Origin of the sequence: Microbacterium sp. Be9 (assembly GCF_011754135.1) — a bacterium.
GTDB lineage: Bacteria > Actinomycetota > Actinomycetes > Actinomycetales > Microbacteriaceae > Microbacterium > Microbacterium maritypicum_A.
This window is the reverse complement of record NZ_WNWT01000008.1, coordinates 71,417-91,198: the sequence shown is the minus strand read 5'-3', so window position 1 is coordinate 91,198 and position 19,782 is coordinate 71,417. Positions and strand designations below refer to the sequence as shown.

Here is a 19,782-nt window from a genome sequence, read left to right as displayed (position 1 = left end):
GTGGGGACGCCGTGGCGGGACGTGCCGCGCTCGTTCGGGCCGTGGCAGACGCTGTGGAAGCGGCACCGCCGCTATTCCGGCGATGGCACGTGGGATCGATCTGGTCGGCGTCGCCGCCCTTGAACGCGAGATGATTCACGCCTGGACTTCGACGGTCATGCGCCGGCCCCGTGAGATTCGCGACCCACACTTCGACATGATGAGTGCCCGCCACCCCGCAAGTCTCTTAGGGAAGCCTCTCGAGCTTTGGGAAACACGTCCTAGGTCGTCGGCGTGTAGTGCCGCGTGCAACTCATAGGACGTGTGACGAGTCGCCGATACTGACAGAGGAGCGTTTATGGCCTTAACGTGCACGCGCTGGCCGCTCTTCGAGTGGGTCAGTTCATACCAGCGCACATCAGTGCGCAGTCCGTGCTCCTGCGGCAGGATGTACGGGCAAGCATCGATCCGCGCCTCCCACAAGCCGATCATGCTGCCGCTTGCGTTCGGGGTAGCTCTCCCCAGGCCCTCGCCCGTACCAGCGAACGCGGTCGAAGCGACGAGGAAGTTGGTATCGCACGCCGACACGCGGAGGACCCGCGAGCTCGCGGGCAACCAGCACATCTGCCAGAACCTCAACTTCATCGGCATCCACTCCCCGGGGCTCCAGCCGCTGTGGAACGTGCCCGCCAACCTCGTCCGCATGCCCGACACGCTGGCCCTTGACGATGCTGCGCTTGTTGACCCCGTTGCCGACGCCGTACATGATGCCCGCCGATCCGAACTGGCCGCGGACGGTCAACCCGACGCAATCGGCGCCGGCCCCATCGGCATGCTGATCGCGACGGTCGCGCGGGACTTCGGCGCCGAGGTGGACGATGATCGCCGTGCCGCCGTCGGCAACCTCGGCTTCCGCACCCTCGATCCCCGCGCCGAAGACCAGGTATCTGCGGTCGGGGCGTGGACCGGTGAAGCGGGCGCCGACGTGGTGTTCGAAGTGTCCGGTGCGGCAGGCGCAGTGCTGGGAGCGACGTCGCTTGCGAAGATGCGGGGCACAATCGTCGTCGTCGCCATTCACCCTCAACCTCGGCCGGTCGATCTCCAGCGCGTGCTCTGGCGAGAACTGCGAATCTCGGGAGCGTTGCTCTTCTCAGGCGGGGATGATTCGGCTCGAAGCCGCGTGGTCTACCTCATGCTGCGCCGATGATGACGACCGCGAGGGATGATAGGCCGATCAGGAGCACGACCGTTGCGAGAGCCGCGATCGGCAATGCGCCGGGCAGCATCCCGCGATCACCGTCGCGAGAGAGCACCGCGTTCACTGCGCTGTACCGTTGCCTCGCGGCAATCCAGAACCCGGCTGCCACCGCAAGCCCGGCGACACCACCGAACGCCCACACCGGGTTTCCGAACGTCGCGGGGAGCAGTCGAAACGCGACGAGAGAGCCTGCACCCAGTGCGAGTGCGGTGCGCCGCCACGCCAATTCGGTGCGCTCCGGCTGGAGTCCAGGATCGAAAAGGGTCATCGCAGCACAATCGCCAGCAGCAGAAGCAGGCCGGCCAGCGAGACGGCGATACCGAGGACGGCGCCGAGCGGCGACGACGATAACGGCTGTGAGAGGCGCATCGCCCGCTCGGCTCTTCCCCATCCAAACCAGGCAAGCACGGGCGTCGCGATGCCGGTGAGTACGAGCACGAGGGAGGCCGCGAGACGCAGCTCCGATTTCAGTTCTAGTCCGAGGAGTTCGAGTGCGACGCCACCGGCGAGGAGGGCCAGCGCGGTACGGATCCAGGCGAGGAAGGTGCGCTCGTTCGCCAGCGTGAAGCGGGCATCGGGCTCAGTCCCGTGAGCGTACACCGAGGCGGGAAAACGGCCGCGTGCGCTCACAGAGCCACCGTCCGGAAGCCGGTATTGCCCATGGATGACTCCGGTGTGTTCTGAGAACGCGCCGAGTTGCGGTAGCGATTGCAGTACGAGATGTGGCACAAGTAGCTGCCGCCGCGCAGCGACCGCGCGTCGCCGATGTTTGGGCCGGTCGGGTCGGACGACGGGGATGAGAGGTAGTACGAGGCATCGAAGCGGTCAGCGCACCACTCCCACACATTGCCGACGGGTTGCCACAACCCGTACCCGTTGGGAGTGAAGGCGCGCACTGGCGCTGTCGTCGCCCAGCCGTCCTCAATTGTGTTCAACGTCGGGAAGGTGCCCTGGAAAATGTTGGCGCGCCAGCCCCCTGCATCGACCTCGTCGTCACCCCACGGATACTTGGCGCCCTCGATCCCACCGCGGGCCGCGTACTCCCACTCGGCCTCCGTAGGCAGTCGGCGACCCGCCCACTCGCAGTACGCGACCGCGTCATTCCAACTGACATGGACCACCGGGTGATTACCGAGGTCATCGATACTCGAGCCCGCACCGCCCGGTCGCCGCCACTCCGCGCCGCGCACACCACGCCACCACGGCGTCTGAGGCGGCACACCGACAATGTCATCATCGGGAGCCGTCACCGCAAGGTGGAACACCGCCGAATAGCCGAACTGCTCAGCTTCAGTGCGATAGTCGGTGGCATCGACAAACGTCGCGAACGCCTCATTCGTGACAGTGGTCACATCGATCGAGAAGGCCGAGAGAGACACCCGATGCAGCGGCATCTCACCATCGGCGACATTGCGATCACCAGACGAATCACCCATCACGAAAGTTCCTGCGGAAATCACCGCCTGCTCGATACCATGTGAGCCGCTAGTGTGCTGCACCGCTACTTGCTCGGAGCGCGTAACAAACGGAGAGAATGCCGAGCGTGCCGGAGCACCACACCCGCAATCGCAGCTCTCTGAGACACCAGCCATCACCTATCCTCCACATCAACATCACCACTCCGACCTAACCATCATCGATGATTGGCAGCATCAACAGCGTATCGGTCCGTGATCGAACTCGGCTGACAGAAGCGCCGAAACGTGCTTGGACTTCTAAAGCACGTTTCGATAGGGCTGGGTGTAGAGCTCTAGCGGAATGAGTCTTAGTCGCTTGGGATTGGGCTTCAGCACAGCGAAATCGGCGAATTTACCTATACCGGTTCGAACTGATTTCGGGGTGGGTTCGATTTGGTATAACAGTCAATCGCCTCGTCGTGGTTCGATCAGCAAGGGTGAGCGGTAGATTCGGATCCCCCCGGCGCGGCCTCGTACGCCTCTGACGATCTCGACTCGGCCCTCTGGGTAGTAGCGCATTGCCTCGGTGAGCGCGGCTTTCCACTTGATGGTGAAGTTGTTCAGGGTCGAGTAGTCGTGGGTGAAGGTTGCGAAGAGGTAGGGCCACTCGAAGAAGGCGTCCGCCTTGCCGGAGCGGTGGAGCCAGTATGTGACGCTACCGAGCCAGAGCATGATGTCGAATGCCATGGGCTTGCCTGCGAGGCGGGCGAGCAGGTCGCGGCGCACGGGGACGCGCTGGCCTTCGAGGACGAGTTTGACGAATGCGGGTGAGAGCGTGATCGACGGTTCGAACCCGTCGAGGGTCTCCTGTTCCGGCATCCAGAGCTCGTAGCGATCGGCGACTTTGGGCGCATCCCATGCGATCGCTTTTCGGCGGCCGGTAGTGGCATCGGTCTCGGTAGTGGATAACGTGATCGTTGCTCGGGCTGTTGCTGTCACCTGTTCGAGCACGGCGCGGTTTTGGCTGCCTTTACGGAGGCCAAGTCGCTCGGTCGTGTATCGGTTGAGGGTGCGGCCAAGGTCGATTACTTCAGGGTGCTCTTCGCCGCGGCGCTGCGCGGCGAGGACTTCACTTGCGAGATCGACGAGGAACAAGCGAGGCAACCCGCCGGCTGGGTACCGCGTGAGAGTCAGGTTTCCCTCGCGGTCGAGAGCAACCCCCCGGCTTATGGTGACTGCGCCGAAAGGATTTTTGCGTGACCAGAGCGGGGCGGATTCATCCGGGGCGGTGAGAGGGAAGAGGCCGAACTGGGTGAAGAGGGACGGAGCGACTCCGTAGCGTTCTTCAAGCTCCCCTCGTTCCAGTGATCCGAGATGGTTGAGTGCTCGGACAAGGTCTCTCGCTGGCGTGCGCACACCTCGCTCGTCGGGTTGTGAGCCGGGTGTCATTTCGGACTGACCTCTTTGTTCGTCGCGTGGCTGTCGTCCACCGGGAGCCGTTCGGCATTGTGGCGAAGCATGCAATCTGGGCTGGTCTCATCTTCTCACCTGAGCTGTGTTGCTATGCGAGTAGGTGGCTTCGATTGGCTGTGCGATGAGGTCCAGGAGGGGATGTGTCGACGTTTCGCGCGCGCGTCGTATGGTTGCACTGGGCACCGCAAGGTTAACAGTTAGGAATGAAAGGTTAGGCGACGATTGATCTTCGCTCCAGCACTGACATCCAAGGGCACACTTCTATACCGTTTCGAACCCGATAGGGATACCGATTCGAACCCCGAACCCATGCTGAGCTGGGTTATCCACAAGCCTGCAGAGTTCGATGGGGTATAGAGAAAACCCTGAGACACTCTCCTCAAAGACTGTGTGGTGTGTCTTGGAGATTCGTCCCGCCCGATTTTGAAATACTCAGCCGTCGTTGCGCGTTGCGCGTTGCGCGAACAGCTCGAGGTCCAATATCTAAGCTGCGTTCGACGCCGCGCCGCCACCTGTTCCACCCCAAATCAGCCCACACGATCGCACGCCGTAGCGGAACCGATTTACCGCGTAGCGACGATCGATGTAGGTGTATTCCGCGGGTAGCGGCTTCGGGACCCCTCGGTATTCGTAAGAAGTTCGCGGAAGAGTTCAGGGAAGGTAGGCCCTTGGCCGGTGGCGACGCGCACCCGCCCGACGACTAGAGCTGCGCGTTGCCCAATGGTGAGAAGAAGGCTGTCTCGTCATCTCTTCGAAGATCGCCGCCCACCCCGTGGGCTGAGGAACGTCGACGCGGTCCCAGAGCACAGCAACCGCTGCTGATCGGCGATGGCGTCGACCAGCACTTCCAGCGGCTCTTTTGCCCACGCCCATATTGCCTCACAGCACACGTCGCAACGCTGCGTTTCCCGGTTGCCTGCCGGACACCATCCGACAGCGTCCATGGGTCGCCCTCGTAGCTGCAGGAGATGAGTGGGGTCCTCCGTCAGTCACACAGGAATCGGGTGCTCGCCGCTGGTCTTCGATTCGGCGCCAAGGATGACGTCGGTGGCTCCCCGTACTCTGTAAATGTCAGGTTCACAAATCACCCAGGAGAAAGCGTGATGGGCTGTCGGCATAGGCAGGCACAGCATGAGCACAGGCGAGCGCCCACCCGGCCCCCGCCCCGACTGGGCGACCGTGAGCCGGTGGGTCGACGCGGGCAAACCGCCCCTCAACCCCGACGGCACATGGGACACACCCGCGCTCGCCGCATCCCCCCCAAGGAGGCACCCTCGATGACTGAGACACTGATCGACTGCCCCAAGCCTGGATGCGGATACTCCAGCGAAGGCCGCACCCCGCGCGAGCGCAAGCCCGCCTCTCCCTCCGCATGAGCCGCACCGACCACACCGCATTCGCCCGCCGTCAACGCACAGCGCTCGCCGCATCCAGGGAGCGATGCCGGTGAGCGCCGGCGATCGCAAACCGGGCGAGACCCTCGAATGCCACCGATGCCCCCGATGCCACCGCATCGGGACACGCGGGTACGTGCCCTGGGGCTCCGAAGGATGGGGAATGCTCGAACGATCGCGCCTGCACCACACGCCTGCAGCAGCGCGACAAACCCGACCCCCAGCGGATGTCACAAGCCGAACTCAACGACTACCTCGACCGCCTCGTCACCCAAGGCCTCGACGACACCCCCGAATTCCACCAGGCCTACAAGATCTGGGAAAGAAGCCAATGACCAACCCCACGAATCCCGCCCACACCGAACACGACCCGCGCCGCGCTCGCCGCAGCACCGCGGATATCATGAGCCAAGGCACCCGGCTGTCGAGCACCCCCGCCACGCGCGGGACGGTGGTCCGAGCCTGTTGTGAACCTGACATTTCCCAGCAGCTCCAGCCGGGTGCCGCCTACCTCGTCGATCACCCGCACCCCCACCACGATCACGAAAGGCACCCGCTGATGCTCCACCGCGACAGCATCGACCTCCTCGTCACCGCCGCCGTCGCCGCGCTCAGCACCGATGACGAACTCACCACCCACCACGAACGCCTCGTCACCGACGCCGACACACTCGGCCAGATCCTCACCGACGCCGCGCTCGCCGCATCCGCGGAGCCCTACAAGTGGCAGCCCGTCGCCGAACTCCTCACGCCCACGCTCGTCGACGAGCTCATCCTCCAGCTGGAACGCACCCGCCTGGCCTACATCGACGCCTGCAGCAAGGCCGGCGACTGGGCACACTCCCCCGCCCACCGCTACATCGACCGGCTCGGCACCAGCATCCGCGCCCGCCTCGACCGCGGCACCACCGACCCCAATCAGATGATCCTCACCTCGAGCGAGCTCGAGGAGACGGACCCCGACTGGCGCCGCCCCACCATCCACGCTCACCACGACCTCACCGACACGCAGGAGGATGACCATGGCCAGCCGTGACCTCGTCGGATACGACTACATCGCCGCCGGGATCGGCCTCAAAGGCGCTCAGCAAGCACGCGAGTACCGGCACCGCCACGACGACTACCCGAAGCCGGTGAACCCCGGCCAGCGCTCCCCCCTGTTCCGCCGCGTCGACGCCGACCGCTACATCGACGCACACCGCAAGGCTGGAGCGCCTGAGAACCCGACGCCCGAGCCGATCAAGATCGACCTCACCAAGCTCGTCGACTTCTCCTACTTCGCCGATGCCCTGCAGATCTCACTCAAGACCGCATACAAGTACGGCACCCCCACCAGCGGCCAGTACATCCACGGCTTCCCTGAACCGGTCACTCCCGCCGGCGTCCGCACCCCTCTCTTCAACAAGCTCGAAGCCGACGTCTTCATCGCTGGCCGACGCGCAGCTGCAGAGAACCAGAAAGGCCGCGTCCGCGCCGCAGCGATCGGAACCACCGCGCTCGCCGCAGCGCAGGAGATCTATCGACTGCTCGGCCGTGAGGTGAACCTCGAGGATCGCGGGCAGCTGCAGGAGGTGCTCTTCGGGGATCTCGGCCTTCCGTCGACGTCGACGACGTCGCGTGGCCCGTCGGTTGCGACCGCGGCACTGGTGAAGCTGCAGGAGACGAACCCTCATCCTGTGTTGCACCAGCTGTTGGTCTACCGCGGGGCGATCACCCCCGAGGTGGAGTGATCCAGACTCGTCCTACACAGCAGTAGCGGCCGCTCCCTGAATCGAGGGGGGCGGCCGCTACTGGTTGTGGCTGTGTCGCGCGGTCGAACTATCCGTTGGCGGCGCGCGCGACCATGACGTTGACGTTCTCGCCGTCTTCCTCGAGGCGCGACTCGACGGCGCCGACCTTGGTCTTGACGATCTTGATCCTGCCCAGGCGGAGATCTCGCGCTGAGACGTGAGCGAGCTGCTTCTCTGCGAGCCGGTAGGACTTCCAGGTCATCCACTTCCCCCGGGGAGCCTGCACGAGCGCGTTGACGCGAGCCTCCGCCTGCTGGCGCGCCGTGGGGACCGGTGAGGAGCCGAGAACATCTTCGACGGTTCGTGCGGCGGGATCCTGCTTGAACCGTTCGACGAGGTGGCCGACGGTCTGCTCATCGAGCTTGCCGATGCCTCCGCGGATCTGCTGCAGCGCATCGTCGGCGCTGATGGGCGCGTACGTGTTCGCGTGCTCGAAGTAGAAGTCGCGGTAGAGGCCCTGGTTGAGGTGAAACTTGCCCGTGTTCTGCACGTAGGTCCAGATGCGCTGCTCGTTGTCTTCGTGCGCGATCCAGACCGGGGTGCCGGCGGCGTTTCGGACCAGATAGAGGTTCATGGTGTTCCTCGCTCCATTCTCAATTGCCTACATCTTAGTTTATCTTAGTCCGTCTTGGTAGGGGGCGGGGTGGGAGGTGTTGGTGGCCCATAGGCCTTCTCGACGGCGACGACGCTGCCGATGTGGAGGTCGACGAGGCCCGGCGGAGTCGGGACAATGTTCCAGGCGTTGACCATGGTCGTGTGGGCCGCGGCGCGCGTCGGGTAGGGCTGCGTCTGATCGCGCAGCGTTTCGTAGTCGTGGTGGTAGCGGTCTTTGATCGCGGCGCCGGCTTCGGAGTGGAACTGGATCTCGACGTCCTGGTCGGTCTCGCTGTGGTGCACGACGATCGAGTGCAGACCCTTGTACGGGTTGCCGTCGACGAAGGAATGCTCGATCTCCTTCACCTCCCACCCCTTGGCGACGAGACCCTCCAGCGTCTCCTGTGCGGCAGGGACGACTCGATCGGGAATCGGTGCGACCACGGTGTAGCGAACGAAGTCGGTGAGGCGCCCCGTGATCTCCACCGGCGTCGCGGTCGGGTCGACGAGGATCCGACTCTCGATCTTGCCTGCGAGGGATGCCGGCGACTTCATCCGGTACTCGAGGTTGTGCATCCGGCAGTCTGCCGGGGCCGCGTCGATGATCGCCGCGGTGATCTCCGGCTCGATGGCCGCCACTTCTTCGAGCTTGTGGATCGCGGCGCCGGCGACGGTGGAGCCGTAGGTGTCGTAGAGCTCTGCCGTCGACGGCGGGTGCTCTCCCCAATCGACGTCGGGTGCATCGTCGGTGGCCGCAGGACGAAGGTCGTCGACGTCGACCTCGCGGAGGTGACGGTGGTCAAGGCAGCGGCGGCCGCCGTCCTCAGATGATCTACACACTGGAGAGGGCCTCTCGTGCCGCGGCGTACTTCGCGGCCAGTCGGGAACGGGTGGCGTCGTCGAGGAGGGCGGTGCGCGCCGGATCGGTGTTGTCGTCGATGTCGGCGTCTTTCACCTGACGCGCGAGGGGGTTCCGGCCGACGCGGGCGTAGTAGTCGGCGCGCGGTTCGCCGGGCCGGTGGGTGATGGCATCGACGGCGTCGACCACTTCGAGAGGGAACTCCGCCTGCAGGTCGACCAGCTGCACGTCGGTGTCTTCCACGACGTCGTGGAGCCAGGCGATCGCCTCCAGCAGCTCATCCCCCCGCACGCGAGCCACGACCCGGGCTGGGTGATCGATGTAGGGCTGACCGCTCTTGTCGACCTGGCCGGCGTGCGCGGCGCGGGCGATCGCCTCGGCGCGTGTGCTGAACTGATCTCGCATTTTCGTCCCCCTCTACCTTCATCTTAGAGAGGGGGTCCGACTCCGTTCAGGCTCGGGCGACGATCAGCTCATCCCAGTGCGTGGTGGCGCGTTTGGAGAGCATGCCGCGGTGCATCTGCCAGGACGGGCCGGGGCGCATCCCTCCCCACCCGAGCCCGAGGACCTCACGCCCGGCCTTCTTCTGCACCTGGTCGATGATGGTGGCGATCCCGGCGTCTTCGTGGGCATGACGGAACAGCTCGAGCGGTTGGATGACGGCTGCCGGTTTCAGGTCGGTGAGCATGACTCCCGCCCGCGCCCACTTCACCCCTTCCTCGATCTGTGGGAGGAGCCGGTGCGCGGCGCGGGTGAGCCCCACGGGATCGGCGGTGGGAAACGGCAGCCGCACCATCTGTGACGGGTAACGGATCTGCTCGGTGTAGTGACTGGTGCCTGCGAAGGCGGTGAGGATCTTCGCCACCTGCTGGTGCTTCATGAGCCGGGTCGACGCCTGCTGGGCGTAGATCGACAACGCTTGGCGCATCCCGTCTCGGGTGGTGACTTTCTCGGAGAAGCTGCGGGACACGATCAGCTGATCCTTCTTGCCCGTGCGATCCTCTTCGGCGGCGATCGCCGGCACCCCGCGCAGCTCGAGCGCCGTGCGCATCACGACCACGTTGAACGCCTTCCGAATGAGGACGGGATCCGCGGCCGCGAGATCCGCGATCGTCGTGATGCCGATACCCGCCAGGCGGCGCTCGAGGCGAGACGCGATCCCCCACACCTCGGAGACCGGGAGCCGGGACATGAGTGCGTGGCGCCACTCGGGCCTGGTCGCCGGCCACACGCACACCCCGTCGAACACCGCGATCCGCTTGGCCGTTTTATTGCTCAACTTCGCCAACGTGCGCGTCGGTGCGATCCCGACGCAGACCGGAACGCCGATGAGCCGGCGGAGGGTGTCCTTGATGTCTCGGCCGAGGGCGGCCATCGCCTCGGGGTCTTTCGCGATCCGCGGACTCACCTCGAAGAATGCCTCGTCGATGCTGTAGACGGAGAGATCTGGGGTGAAGCGAGACAGCACGTCCATGACCCTGTTCGAGCAATCTTGGTAGAGCTCATAATTCGACGACAGGGCAGTCAGGTCGAGCCTCTTCGCGTGCGGCCGCAGCTCGAACCAGGGCTTGCCGAGATCCAGGCCGATGGCCTTCGCCTCCTTCGACGACGCCACGACCATTCCGTCGTTATTGCTCAACACAACGCAGGGGCGGTTCTCGAGACGCGGATTCACGATTCTCTCGAAAGACACGTAGGCGCTGTTGATGTCGACGTGTCCGATCATCTCCGGCTCCGATGAAACCTGAGGCTCACGGTGACCACCCCGAAGATCTCGAGTGTGGAGAGTTCGTCGACGACGACGTCGGGCCACTCTGCGTTCTCGGCGCGCAGCGCCCAGGTGCCGCGTTCTCGGACGAGGCGCTTGATGGTGAAGTCGCCGTCCAGGATCGCGACGACGACATCCCCGGAGAGCGCCGTCTTCGATCGGTCGACGATGACGACGTCGCCGTCGTGGATCCCGGCGTCGACCATGGATGTTCCGGAGATGCGGACGAGGAAGGTGGCGGCCTGGTCCTCGATCAGCAGCTCGGTGAGATCGATCGGGCCGGCGTCATAGTCTTGGGCCGGGCTGGGGAAACCCGCAGGGACCGCGTCGAGCAGCTGCGGCAGCGGAATGGGATCCGTGGTCATTGAGTACGCGTACAGAGGTACGACTGTTGTAGGCACCCGTTCCCAAACTTTCGAAACCCTATTCGTAGAGTGTACGCCCGCGCCAGGGCGCTCACGAGTCCTCCGCGCGACCGCTCCCCCGGAATCATGCGGGAAATCGTGTGTATTCGTCCCCTAGCCGAGTCATCTTAGGGCGCGACGGCCGACCCATCATTCCCGCCGGCACCGGGAGTATCGGAGCCCCTGAGCTCGCGGCAGCGGGGCACGAGGGCGTGCTCTCGATCTCTCATCGCCAGGCGGCAGCTCGGTCTTTGCGGTGACACACAGTGTCACCACCCGGGGAACCTGTGTCACTCAAAGCGGCTTTGTGTCGCCCAAGGGCGATCGTTGCTCGGGTGACCGTTCTCGCATCACCGAGGACTGCGCTCCGCCGTCGCCTGATCGCCCAGCCCCCTGTAGTCTCGCGCGGCGGCTGCCCCCGGAATGGCGGAGAGCACCGTCCACAGGAGCAGCCAGACGATCGCTCCCCGAGGACGAAGGGTACAGCTGCAGTGATGCCGAGCATCGCCAGCCCCCCGCCCGCCAATCCGGCGAGAACGGCACCGCCACCAGCGAGGTAGAACATCGGCGCCGTGGCGCGGTGAACCGTGATCCACGCCTTCGGATCGCGCATCGTGAGGGCGGTGCGGTAGCCGAGGATCCGCTGCCTGCGCACGGTTCCGCGGCGACAGGCGTCCGCGTACCAGACCACCAAGGCACCCACAGCAGCGATGAGGAAGGGGGCAACGAGCTCGAGCATCTGGCTTCTCCGTTCCGGCGCGCGGCGTGGGCTTCCCCCACGCTATTCACGGGCACACGTCTCCGGCATCCACCTGCGGCATGAACCTCGCGTCGTACCGCGGGACCAGCGCAGTGAGGCCGTGAGATGCGCCCCTCTCGTCGGCGCGACACCCGGACAGCACGCGACAGATCTCGTGAGCGAGACCGGTCGAAACCTGCTTGAAATGTCCGATCTCACGGGAGTTGTCATGAGATGAGACACAGATCCCGCGAATTTCCGGGACAGCTGCAGCTGGCACATAGAGCGATTTTGTCTCATGACACTTGTCAGAATTTCGACGACGGACATCTTCATCGGCCTCGCCTTTCGCCGGAAGCGCCGCGCGAATCAGCATGATCGGCCACTTTTACTCGCTCAAGAGGCGTGAGAACCAGCCACCCTGGCAGTATGGATCGGCCCGCAGGCGGCGGAGCATGCGCATCCGCCGCCCTCGGAGCGCGGCGGCCTAGGAAGCCGCCTCTGCTGCGATCGGAATGTCGATGTGCCCCCGAGCGACGACAACGTTGCGCTTGATGACGTAGCACTCCACGTAGTGGTTCCCTCGGAAGGAAGTCACTTCGCGGCGCTCGGTGCCGTGTGTTGGACGAATAATTTCACCGCGTATGTGATCCCGCCGCTCAGCCTCGGCTCCTCGGTTCAGCACCTTCCACCGCACCTCGTACGAGCCCGGCACGTCGGTGTTGTCGATCGCGAAGGCAAGTTGCTTCTTTGCTGGCAGTCGCGAGAACAGGTTGAGAAATGCGGTCAGCGAGGTAGGACGGAATCCGTCCTGGGTCACGGTGCAGCTGATCTCGACAGAGAAACGGATGTCTACGGGATGAGTGTCCTCAATGAACTCTTCTGTGTCGTTGAACGATCGGGCTGCAAGAGCCGTCTCTCCTCCACTCACTACTGCTGGGACGGACTTCCCGAATACCGCTCTCCACTTCTTGTATTCGTTCTTCTGACCAGCAGCGTTGACGGCCTCAGTGCAAAGCTCAGCGCCGGACGCAGCCTTCTTCTGGAAGTGCTTCTTGACTCGAACGCGCTGGCGGCTTCCGAGCGCCAGATAGAAATCGTGGTCCACCTGGTCCGCGAGGTACAGAAGGAAGTCGCGCATCATCTCGCCGTAGGTTTCGGATGCGCCCGAGCGATGTTCCGTCGTAGATGTCAGGAAATTGTAGGCGAGGGTGTCTACCAGCAGTCCACCCATCACGACTCCGTGCTTGTTCCGCCACGCTCGAGCGAGTTTGCACAGGCTTCGCAAGTTGCCGCTAGTCGACGTGTCTTCTTCGCTGATCGCCGAAATCTCATCGCGGGGCTTTGTCAGCTTCCATGAATCGCTGTAAGTGTCTGGGTAGTCGAACGACCCGTCGTCATTTTCGAACACGGGCTGCACCTCGAACGTGAAGTTCGAGAACTCCACCACGACGACGAGCCTGTCGACTCCGACCGTGGTGGTCGGGTACCGCTTCTGGATCGCGGCTCGCGTGCGCTGCAGCGCTTTGAGTGGCCCGCCTTCCTGCTCGTAGGTGTCGCGCAGACTCGCCGGCAGAACATACAGGAGATCGAGGTCGGATATGCCTTTGATCGCTGTCCAACGACCGTAGGAACCGACCATCAGCTTGTTCGCCGTGGAGCCGGTCAAACCTCGGAACTCGCTGTTCAGCGCTTTCGTGATTTCGTCCCGCCGGTCTGCGATGCTCTCAGCTGTGTTGACCTTCAGATTGGTTAGGAGACCATCGAAGATATCGCCGGTTTGTGATATCACTGCGCCCCATTCTCTCGGAGCGCCTGCGGCAGCATCACATCGATCTCCTCCGTGCTGAAGGTGAGATCCTCGTTGTCCTTCAGACCGGATTGAGCCATGGTGTACGCCCGTGGCGTCGTGCGCGGGGCATCCCTGAGCACTGCTTGAGCGGCCTTCTGTAGCTCGTCTCTTCTGTGCAGCGCTTGGCCGAGCGACACCGTTTCCGACTTCAGATCCACAATCAGCGACAGATAGGACTCCCGCAAATCCCAAAGCTGGGCCGCTGTATCGCGGTGCTGCTGCATCTCCTCGCCGTGCCGGAATGTCCGGTCGCCCAGGCTCGCCGCCGTAACCAGCACAGCGATGAATGAAGTAGCAAGCGATGCCCACTGCGGTTCCAGAAGCACCCCGAAGAGGGAGGCAAGGAACGTCCCTGACCCAACCGCTGTAAGGACGACCTTCCACCCTCGTTGCCTCCGCGAGGACATCGCGCAGATGTCAGCTTGCTTCTCATGCGTCTTCTGGGTGTATGCGATCCGCCCGTACAGCTCCCTCACCTGGTTGAGAAGCAACAAACGATTCGCCACTGACGGTTCTGCCGTTCGTTGTCGCATCTTTCCCCCAGCCTCCGACGGCAGCCCGCCGCATGTGAATGCTAGCGGCGACCACCGACATCACGAGCGGATCTCTCCGGATAGCTCATCCTCAATCCATTAGAGCCCCAGAAATGACGTCGGCGACGTTGGCGGAAGTCACAGGGCGCAGTCGCCGAGCTGGTGCGGGCACTTAGTCATGTGAGTTTCATGGCCCCTGCGCCGGCACCGACCGCCCTATTCTGGAAATTCACACCTCGAACTGCAAGGAAGCAGATGCACTCACACGACGACGACATCCGTATCGGCCCTGACGGCTCGCAGACGACGGTTCCTCGGACGATCGTCGAGACGGATGAGACGCTCCGGAGCTCTCACAGCGGTGGCATATGTGTCCACTCCGGCGTCTTCACGATCGGTCCGAGTGCTTCACACAGTGGTTCACTGCAGGTCGAGCCTGGCGCCCAGGTCATCATCAGCGGTTCCCACACCGGCTCGCTCCATGTTGCAGGCGAGGCAACGGTCACAGTTCGGGGCAAGCAAAGTGGAAGCGTTCACGTTGCGAAGGGAGGACGAGTCATCGTCAAACGTGGCGGACGGCTGGCGGGGTCCCTTCACGTCTCGGGTGTCATCGAGAACATGGGTACGCGAGGCGGCTCGGAGCACATCGACGGCGGGGACGTTGTCGATCTGCTCGGCGGAACGGTGAAGCGGCCCACACGCACGATCGGCGGAGCAGCGGTCTACGAGTGGTGAAGAACATCAGGTTGAAACGGCGCGGTACCCCCTAACGGATGAGGTAAGAAATGGGTGAACCCATGCAGATCCAACGACTGATCGAACGTGTGATGCACGGCGAAATACGCGTTCCGGGGTTCCAGCGGAACTTCGTGTGGGATCCCGAGCGCGCCGCACTCTTGATGGACTCGATCTACAAGCAATATCCGTTCGGATCCGTGTTGCTCTGGCGAACTCGCACGGAGCTACGCACCGAAAAGGAGCTTGGAGGCTTTGCCTTACCAAACCCTGAGGCGGACTATCCGCTGGACTACGTCCTCGATGGGCAGCAGCGAATAACCAGCATCTTTGCAACTTTCCAGACCGCTCTGCCCGCAAAGGCGGAGGACCCCGCGGTCTGGCTTCCGATCTACTACGACTTCGAAGCGCAGGCCGATGCCCAAGACTCGAAGTTTGTCGCTCTCCCTTCCGCCGCAGTTGACCCAGAGCGCCACTTCGCACTGCGCACTTTCTTCGACCCGGTGAAGTTTGCTCTCGAACAGCGGCGCCTGGATGACGATCGATTGACAGAAATTGTCAACGCCCAGTCTCGGTTCGCGGGCACTCTTATCCCCGTCGAGACGTTCGTTGAAGAGAACAGAGCCAGCGTGGCTATCGTCTTTGAACGTGTGAACAGGCTCGGGATCAAGCTCGACACCTTCCAACTGCTGACAGCTTGGACCTGGAGTGAAGACTTCGATCTACAGGCAAAGTTCGAGGCACTCGCGGAGCGATTTGAAGAGTTCGGCTTTCAAGATGTCGGCACCGATAACGACCTGATGCTTCGGTGCGCGGCTGCCGTGCTTCGAGGTGACCCTTCTCCCACGGCGCTCATTGACGTCAACGGTGCTGAGGTGCGCGACAAGTTCGACTCGGTGTCGAAGGCGCTGGACGCGGCCATTGACTTTCTACGAAGCAACCTCCAAGTTCGGCACCTGAAGTTCTTGCCGTACTCGGCGTTGCTGATCCCGCTTGCTGCATATTTCTCTCAGCGGCAAGGCAAATCGGTTCCGGCCCACCACCGCGACGCCCTCGTACGTTGGTTTTGGCGCACGTCGTTTACACATCGGTACAGCGGCAACCCGTCGCGGAACGTGAAATCGGATGTTCAGCAGGCCGTCAAGCTCCGCCTAGACCAGCCACACACCCTGGACGACGTCACCTCGAGCATCGATCCCTCGTTCTACACGTCGCGCGGCTTCAACACGGGAACGGTTGCAACGAAGGCGTTCATCCTGCAGCTTGCCGCTCATCATCCCCGATCGCTATTGAGCGGTAACCAAATCGCCCTCGATAAGGTGCTCGCCGAGCCAAACCGCCGTGAGTATCATCACTGCTTCCCAAAGGCATACCTGGTTAGGCAGGGCGTCGATCTCAAGGGCGCTCGCATCGATTGCCTCGCAAACTTCGCGTTCCTAAGCAGATCCGAGAACCGTGAGATTTCCGATAAGGCTCCGTCCTCTTACCGAGGCTTGATGGGCAAGAACATCGGCCCGATCCTTCATTCACAACTGATACCAGAACAGCTGTTCACGGACGACTGGACTGAGTTCATCACGGAACGGACAGCGGATCTCATCCTTGATGCGCTCTCGCTGATGGAAACAGGAATCCCGCCGCTGCCAGGCGCGTGAGCTCGTCCATCACCGTTCGGGTTCTTGCATCCTGCGCCATGTCTCGACCCGTCACGTCCCGGTCCGTGGGCCTAGACGTTCGTACCCGAACTCCGCGATCGCGGGCGGTCGCGCCAGATTGGCGCTTAGCGCGAAAGCTCGACGCTAGGGGTCTTGGATTTTCGCCTCGCTTCTGACTTGGGCTGTGGTGCCCGATGATTCGAGGGCATGGACGAACACCGTTTCGGGTGAGATGGCGTCCGGATCCCGGTGGTAGCGCCCGATGATGTGGGATACCGTGCGTTCGTCCAGGAGGCCGAGACCGCTCAGGATCGCTTCCTCCGCGGCCGCCTCGTCCAATGGTTCGTACGTCATCTTGTGTTCGAAGTAGAAGTCATTGTAGATTCCCGGGTTCAGATGGAATCTTCCGGAGTTTTGCACGTACGTGTACAGGCGCTCCTGGTCACTCTCGAACGCAACCCAGACAGGCACGCCGTCAGGGTTCCTCACGAGGTAGAGATTCATGGGCATCGCCTCCCGCTTACATCTTGCGCCATCCGGGTGCGCGCGGGAGGTTGTCTGAGCAACGATTCGAATCGGATTGCGGTGTCCGTGAGCTGATTCATACGTAAGCGGTCAGTGGTGCGACGATGTCGATGGCACGCCCCAGTATGCGATTTCATGCCTCAGACGTCCTTCAATTCTTCGCGCGTCGAGCGCGGCAATCTTCGATTGGGTCGACACTCTAGCGTCCTCGGCGTGATCGCGAACTCGCTCGCCGTCGTTGCTCCTATCGTGAGCATCGCGCTCGGCGTATGGGTGACCAACCTGAACTCCGATGTCGCTCATCTCAACGCCACGATCAACGGGCTTCACCAAGATGTGGCGTCCGCCGAGGCGTTGCTCACTGATCGCGAGGAGATCATCGAGGACCTCCGCGCAGAGAACCGGGAACTCCTGGCTGCGCTCCCGCCGAGCATCCCGCCGGAGCAAGTGCCTGCTGCACGAAACATCGGCACCGTAACTTTGGCCGACGGCGGCGATTCGATAGATCTGAACTCCACGCTCCCCAACTTCGGGAACGGTGCTGATCGGATCCAGAAGGACACCCTCCAGTCCCGGGACGGAGTTCTGACCTCACTGTGGGATATCGATGTGCTCCTACTTCCCGAAGGAAAAGCCGCCTATGAGACTTGCGCCGTCGCCACCGGGTATGCCCCCACGAAAACGATCGAGCCTCATCGCCTGGATGGACGCGTCTGCATCCGCCTGCAGTCCGGGAACTATGCCCGCATTACAGTGAACACATTCGAGGAAGAGCGCGTCGAGCTCGCGATCACGACCTGGGATGCTCCGCTCTAAGCGTCCAACTCGCCGCACGATGACCACAAGGAGCCGACAGAGTGCCACCGTCAGCTCGGCAACCCCAACGCAAGCTTCTCGTGCTCGACGTCGACGGGACCATTTCTCGGATCTACCGAAACGAAGAGCGCGTTCTGCATGAAGACCAGCCGCAATGGCGTTCGTGGATGAGCGTTGATGATGACGTAGTCGATGCACTCCACAAACTCGTCGAGGGTTCTCAGATTGACGTGGCATGGCTGACAACGTGGCCTCACGATCAAGTCGCTTGGCTCATCCAGGGGCCTCTTCGCGGCAAGCTTTCAGGCCCCTACGTGCCCTGGCAGAACTGGCCGAAACAGGGCTGGCGACTGCAAAGCCTGATCTCCTACGTGCGCGACGTGAAGCCCTCCGCCGTCGCCTGGGCGGACGACCGTGCGCCAGAAGATGCCGCACGACGGCTCACGGCAATGACCGAGGTTCCCTCGTTCGTCGTGCGGCCGAACAAGCATGTGGGTCTCACGCTCGAAGACGTCGTCAGAATCGCCGCCGTCCTCGAGCGCACAGATCAGAACCGCTGAAGCTTCAGCTGGTTCTGACTGGTCTTTAGACCAGCTCGCTCACCAACTGCTCGATGCGCGCACGGATGTCGTCCCGGATCGGACGCACGGCATCGATGCCCTGGCCGGCCGGGTCGTCGAGCTTCCAGTCCTCGTAGCGCTTGCCAGGGAAGAACGGGCAGGCGTCGCCGCAACCCATCGTGATGACGACGTCGGATGCCTGCACGGCCTCGGTCGTCAGGATCTTGGGCTGCTCGGCGGTGATGTCGATCCCGAGCTCATTCATCGCTTCGACGGCAGTCGGGTTGATCTGGTCGGCGGGCATGGAGCCAGCGGAGCGTACTTCGATGCGGTCGCCGGCGATGTCGCGGAGGAAGCCTGCGGCCATCTGTGAGCGGCCGGCGTTGTGCACGCAGACGAAGAGGACGGAGGGCTTGGTGGTCGTGTCAGTCATGGTTGCTCCTGGTGCGAGGGGTTGGTCAAGAAAGAAGGTCGTCGACGAGCGCGCGCACGCGTCCGGCGATGTCGTCACGGATGGCTTCGACACCATCGCGCGACGCGAGGGCAGGGTCGCCGACTGCCCAGTCGTCGTAGCGGACGCCCGGGATGATCGGGCAGACATCTCCGCAGCCCATCGTGATGACGACATCTGCTGCGCGGACGGCATCATCGGTGAGAGGTTTCGGGAAGCGCTCGGCGGCAGCGTCTCCTTCGATCTCGGCGAGAATCGACCGGACGTGCGGGTGGATGACGTCGGCGGGGGCCGATCCTGCCGAGCGAGCCACGACCTTGCCGGCCGCCAGCTTGTTGACGAGCGCGGCGGCGAGCTGCGAACGCCCAGCGTTGGCCACGCAGACGAAGAGCACCTGGGGCACAGCGGAGTCGCGGTCGCGTGTGAGGTCGGCGAGTCGCTGACGTGCGAAGCGCTCGGTCAGTGGCACGAGTGCTGAGGTGACTCGTGCGGTGCGGGCGAGGGCCGTGTAGGACTCGCGAACGATGGTGAGCACGACGTTGGGGTCGAGCTCGGGGACTTCCGCTGCGAGCTCATCTGCGAGATGGGTCACCCGCGCATCGAAGTCGGGCCGTGGCTCATCGTGGCCGTCGGGAACACTCCACGGCGCGAGCGTCGCGGGCGCGAAGGATTCCAGCAGGGCCGTAACGGCGCTGCGCCGGTTCGGGTTGATCCGGTACCAGACCCAGGTTCCACGCCGCTCGGAGGTGAGGACATCGACGTCCTTCAGCACCTTCAGATGGTGAGAGACCGTCGGCTGGGCGACGTCGGCGAGCTCTGCGAGGTCGCAGACGCACGACTCCCCGCGAGGGTCGGACGCGATGGCGGACAGCATTCGAAGTCGGAGCGGATCCGACAGCGCCTTCAGAGTCGAGGCGACCGAGGTGGCCGCATCGACGCCTATGGCGTGGCTGGCGACGGGACTGCAGGTGTCGCCCTGGGTGGTCAGCACGGCGTTCAT

General features: G+C 63.4%; 20 protein-coding genes. 6 read left to right on the top strand and 14 right to left on the bottom strand.

Going from position 1 to position 19,782, the window contains the following annotated elements:
- The first annotated feature begins 469 nt into the window (after positions 1-469).
- The gene (locus tag GLO27_RS19325) at positions 470-1,186 is read left to right on the top strand and encodes a zinc-binding dehydrogenase (RefSeq protein WP_243844958.1); all 717 of its coding nucleotides are present in this window, start codon (positions 470-472) and stop codon (positions 1,184-1,186) included.
- Here GLO27_RS19325 and GLO27_RS19320 read toward each other — a convergent pair.
- The 4 genes from GLO27_RS19320 to GLO27_RS19305 form a co-directional block, all read right to left on the bottom strand.
- A complete protein-coding gene (locus GLO27_RS19320) occupies positions 1,170-1,505 on the bottom strand; it encodes a DUF202 domain-containing protein (protein WP_167256578.1) in 336 nt (111 codons plus the stop codon). The two genes, GLO27_RS19325 and GLO27_RS19320, sit on opposite strands and share 17 nt — an antisense overlap.
- Positions 1,502-1,867: a DUF202 domain-containing protein gene (locus tag GLO27_RS19315; protein ID WP_167256576.1), complete on the bottom strand. Its 366-nt coding sequence runs from the start codon at positions 1,865-1,867 to the stop codon at positions 1,502-1,504. The genes GLO27_RS19320 and GLO27_RS19315 overlap by 4 nt, the downstream gene beginning before the upstream one ends.
- Positions 1,864-2,829 (bottom strand): formylglycine-generating enzyme family protein, encoded by a 966-nt coding sequence (locus GLO27_RS19310; protein ID WP_208323992.1) that lies wholly within the window; start codon positions 2,827-2,829, stop codon positions 1,864-1,866. Before GLO27_RS19310 ends, GLO27_RS19315 begins: the two co-directional genes overlap by 4 nt.
- A gap of 270 nt (positions 2,830-3,099) precedes the next feature.
- On the bottom strand, positions 3,100-4,083 hold the full coding sequence (locus tag GLO27_RS19305) for a replication protein RepA (protein ID WP_279588037.1): 984 nt from the start codon (positions 4,081-4,083) through the stop codon (positions 3,100-3,102).
- A gap of 1,977 nt (positions 4,084-6,060) precedes the next feature.
- Between GLO27_RS19305 and GLO27_RS19300 the strand changes: the two genes are divergently transcribed.
- Both GLO27_RS19300 and GLO27_RS19295 read left to right on the top strand, forming a co-directional pair.
- Entirely contained in the window at positions 6,061-6,537 is a 477-nt protein-coding gene (locus tag GLO27_RS19300; protein ID WP_167256572.1) for a hypothetical protein, read from the top strand.
- A complete protein-coding gene (locus GLO27_RS19295; RefSeq protein WP_167256570.1) occupies positions 6,524-7,231 on the top strand; it encodes a DNA polymerase in 708 nt (235 codons plus the stop codon). Before GLO27_RS19300 ends, GLO27_RS19295 begins: the two co-directional genes overlap by 14 nt.
- An 88-nt stretch (positions 7,232-7,319) precedes the next feature.
- On the opposite strand, the gene GLO27_RS19290 is transcribed toward GLO27_RS19295, so the two are convergent.
- The 7 genes from GLO27_RS19290 to GLO27_RS19255 all read right to left on the bottom strand — a co-directional run bounded on the left by GLO27_RS19290 (position 7,320) and on the right by GLO27_RS19255 (position 14,013).
- Positions 7,320-7,865 (bottom strand): hypothetical protein, encoded by a 546-nt coding sequence (locus GLO27_RS19290; RefSeq protein ID WP_167256568.1) that lies wholly within the window; start codon positions 7,863-7,865, stop codon positions 7,320-7,322.
- A gap of 44 nt (positions 7,866-7,909) precedes the next feature.
- Complete coding sequence (locus GLO27_RS19285; protein ID WP_167256566.1) at positions 7,910-8,725, bottom strand: hypothetical protein; 816 nt, start codon at positions 8,723-8,725, stop codon at positions 7,910-7,912.
- Complete coding sequence (locus tag GLO27_RS19280) at positions 8,718-9,149, bottom strand: HD domain-containing protein (RefSeq protein ID WP_167256564.1); 432 nt, start codon at positions 9,147-9,149, stop codon at positions 8,718-8,720. The genes GLO27_RS19285 and GLO27_RS19280 overlap by 8 nt, the downstream gene beginning before the upstream one ends.
- 46 nt (positions 9,150-9,195) lie before the next feature.
- The gene (locus tag GLO27_RS19275; RefSeq protein ID WP_167256562.1) at positions 9,196-10,470 is read right to left on the bottom strand and encodes a Y-family DNA polymerase; all 1,275 of its coding nucleotides are present in this window, start codon (positions 10,468-10,470) and stop codon (positions 9,196-9,198) included.
- Positions 10,467-10,877 (bottom strand): translesion error-prone DNA polymerase V autoproteolytic subunit, encoded by a 411-nt coding sequence (umuD, locus tag GLO27_RS19270; RefSeq protein WP_167256560.1) that lies wholly within the window; start codon positions 10,875-10,877, stop codon positions 10,467-10,469. Before umuD ends, GLO27_RS19275 begins: the two co-directional genes overlap by 4 nt.
- Before the next feature lie 1,265 nt (positions 10,878-12,142).
- Positions 12,143-13,447 (bottom strand): nucleotidyltransferase, encoded by a 1,305-nt coding sequence (locus tag GLO27_RS20360; protein ID WP_136054589.1) that lies wholly within the window; start codon positions 13,445-13,447, stop codon positions 12,143-12,145.
- On the bottom strand, positions 13,444-14,013 hold the full coding sequence (locus GLO27_RS19255) for an SLATT domain-containing protein (protein ID WP_208323991.1): 570 nt from the start codon (positions 14,011-14,013) through the stop codon (positions 13,444-13,446). Before GLO27_RS19255 ends, GLO27_RS20360 begins: the two co-directional genes overlap by 4 nt.
- Before the next feature lie 812 nt (positions 14,014-14,825).
- Here GLO27_RS19255 and GLO27_RS19250 point away from each other — a divergent pair.
- The gene (locus tag GLO27_RS19250) at positions 14,826-16,430 is read left to right on the top strand and encodes a DUF262 domain-containing protein (protein WP_136054592.1); all 1,605 of its coding nucleotides are present in this window, start codon (positions 14,826-14,828) and stop codon (positions 16,428-16,430) included.
- Positions 16,431-16,574: 144 nt separating this feature from the next.
- On the opposite strand, the gene GLO27_RS19245 is transcribed toward GLO27_RS19250, so the two are convergent.
- On the bottom strand, positions 16,575-16,934 hold the full coding sequence (locus tag GLO27_RS19245; protein WP_136054593.1) for a hypothetical protein: 360 nt from the start codon (positions 16,932-16,934) through the stop codon (positions 16,575-16,577).
- 234 nt (positions 16,935-17,168) lie between these two features.
- Between GLO27_RS19245 and GLO27_RS19240 the strand changes: the two genes are divergently transcribed.
- Both GLO27_RS19240 and GLO27_RS19235 read left to right on the top strand, forming a co-directional pair.
- On the top strand, positions 17,169-17,771 hold the full coding sequence (locus tag GLO27_RS19240) for a hypothetical protein (protein ID WP_136054594.1): 603 nt from the start codon (positions 17,169-17,171) through the stop codon (positions 17,769-17,771).
- Positions 17,772-17,851: 80 nt separating this feature from the next.
- Complete coding sequence (locus tag GLO27_RS19235) at positions 17,852-18,331, top strand: HAD domain-containing protein (RefSeq protein WP_136054595.1); 480 nt, start codon at positions 17,852-17,854, stop codon at positions 18,329-18,331.
- Positions 18,332-18,356: 25 nt separating this feature from the next.
- Here the strand turns inward: GLO27_RS19235 and GLO27_RS19230 are convergent, their stop codons facing one another.
- Both GLO27_RS19230 and GLO27_RS19225 read right to left on the bottom strand, forming a co-directional pair.
- Entirely contained in the window at positions 18,357-18,764 is a 408-nt protein-coding gene (locus GLO27_RS19230; protein ID WP_136054596.1) for an arsenate reductase ArsC, read from the bottom strand.
- Between the two features lie 25 nt (positions 18,765-18,789).
- Complete coding sequence (locus GLO27_RS19225; RefSeq protein ID WP_136054597.1) at positions 18,790-19,782, bottom strand: metalloregulator ArsR/SmtB family transcription factor; 993 nt, start codon at positions 19,780-19,782, stop codon at positions 18,790-18,792.